Below are 1,528 nucleotides of genomic sequence, written 5' to 3'. Positions count from 1 at the left end.
CGATGGGGCAACAGTTGGGCGGGTTGACAACGGCTGTTTATTCTGGAAGATCCGAACTGGACGAATTGCGCAGCCGAGTCGATCGCATTGAACGAAGGTTGGAGTTTCAATCGGTATAGCAAGGTAGGATGGGTAGAGCGATAGCGAAACCCATCGTTCCCAGCGATAACGCCTGACCTTTCAACGCCCTCGGGAAACCGGGGGCGTTTTTTGTTGTGCCATCCTGATGACTTGGCGCGGGGTTCGGTGGGTTTCGCTGCGCTCTACCCACCCTACAACGCCCTCGGGAAACCAGGGGCGTTTTTTGTTGGGCGCGCGGGAGAACGGACATCCTGCTCGTGCGCGCCGGGGTTGTGCTAAACTCTGAAAAGATCAACTGCTGTTTGATGATAGCAATGACTGAAAATCACGCTGACAATCTTGTTTTGACAATCCTGAAAGATATCCAATTGCGGATGGGACGTCTGGACGAACGAATGGCCAATCTGGAACTGCGCATGACGGCCCAAGAGCAACACCTTGGCACGTTGGTGTTGTCGTTACCTTCTATCCATGATCGGGTTGATTCACTTACTCGACGCCTTGAACACGTTGAACGTCGGTTGGAGCTGCGGAATGCCGAACTGTAGCGAGGTAGGATGGGTAGAGCGATAGCGAAACCCATCGTTCCCAGCGATAACGCCTGACCTTTGAACGCCCTCGGGAAACCGGGGGCGTTTTTTGTTGTGCCATCCTGATGACTTGGCGCGGGGTTCGGTGGGTTTCGCTGCGCTCTACCCACCCTACGTGGTGACGTTTTTATGCGTCTTCGTCGGGCGGGAGTTCGAATGGGTCGCTGTCGTCGGCGCGCCAGTGGGCGGGGTAAATGCCTTGGCGCACGGCGCGGTGGAATGACGAATACGGCCAATCGCCCGCGTGCTCGACGTATCGGTGCTTGACCGGGTTATGGTGGATGTAATCCAAGCGGTTGTTGAACCCGCGTTGGTCGCGGATGGTGTGCTCCCAAAACCGCCGTTGCCAGATGCCGCGTTCGCCCTTGGACTGACGGCTGGCCGACACCCGCTCACCCTTGGGGATGGTGCGCGAAAACGCCGCCTTGATCTGGCGCCATCGCGTGCTGTAATCGCTATCCCCTGGGGGTAATGTCCACAACGCATGCAAATGATTGGGCATGATGACGATGGCGTCGATGGTGAACGGGTGCGCCTGCCTCACCGCCCGGAACACCTCACGTAACACCGCGATCTGTTCGACCAATAAATGGCTCTCGGGATCGCGCAGTTTGACGGTGAAAAAATACGTTCCGCCCGCCACCCGCATCCGACGATACTCCGGCATGGCTATCCCCATTCATCTCTTCAAAACCAAAATCATACACGTCTATAACATCATAAAAGCCGGGTAGATACCGTCTTTCCTGTCAAGTCGCGGGGGCATAGTCAGCTTGGTAGGGGAGACGGGTTTTGAAGACGCCAAAGCAAAGATGGACGAGTTTGCGCATGGCCGCGCCGAGAGCCGCCATTTTGGC

Annotated in this window: 2 protein-coding genes and 1 pseudogene; 1 reads left to right on the top strand and 2 read right to left on the bottom strand. The window is 56.5% G+C overall.

The genetic code is table 11. The features are described 5' to 3' along the window. Positions 1 to 395 precede the first annotated feature (395 nt). Complete coding sequence (locus tag CKO27_RS23760; protein WP_200377384.1) at positions 396 to 629, top strand: hypothetical protein; 234 nt, start codon at positions 396 to 398, stop codon at positions 627 to 629. Between the two features lie 169 nt (positions 630 to 798). Here CKO27_RS23760 and CKO27_RS23755 read toward each other — a convergent pair whose 3' ends face one another. Together CKO27_RS23755 and CKO27_RS23750 are read right to left on the bottom strand one after the other, a co-directional pair. Next, on the bottom strand, positions 799 to 1,338 hold the full coding sequence (locus tag CKO27_RS23755) for an REP-associated tyrosine transposase (protein ID WP_200377383.1): 540 nt from the start codon (positions 1,336 to 1,338) through the stop codon (positions 799 to 801). An 82-nt stretch (positions 1,339 to 1,420) separates the two neighbouring features. Beyond that, positions 1,421 to 1,528 (bottom strand): annotated as a pseudogene (locus tag CKO27_RS23750) (IS110 family transposase); the annotation flags it as partial.

Origin of the sequence: Thiocystis violacea (genome assembly GCF_016583575.1) — a bacterium.
In the GTDB taxonomy this organism is placed as follows: Bacteria; Pseudomonadota; Gammaproteobacteria; order Chromatiales; family Chromatiaceae; genus Thiocystis; species Thiocystis violacea.
Note: the sequence above shows the minus strand (reverse complement) of the source record. Positions and strands in the feature narration are given on the sequence as shown.

Bases quoted from the DNA above. Each gene is read 5' to 3' on its own strand.
- CKO27_RS23755 (WP_200377383.1), bottom strand. From the start codon at position 1,338: ATGCCGGAGTATCGTCGGATGCGGGTGGCGGGCGGAACGTATTTTTTC.
- CKO27_RS23760 (WP_200377384.1), top strand. From the start codon at position 396: ATGACTGAAAATCACGCTGACAATCTTGTTTTGACAATCCTGAAAGAT.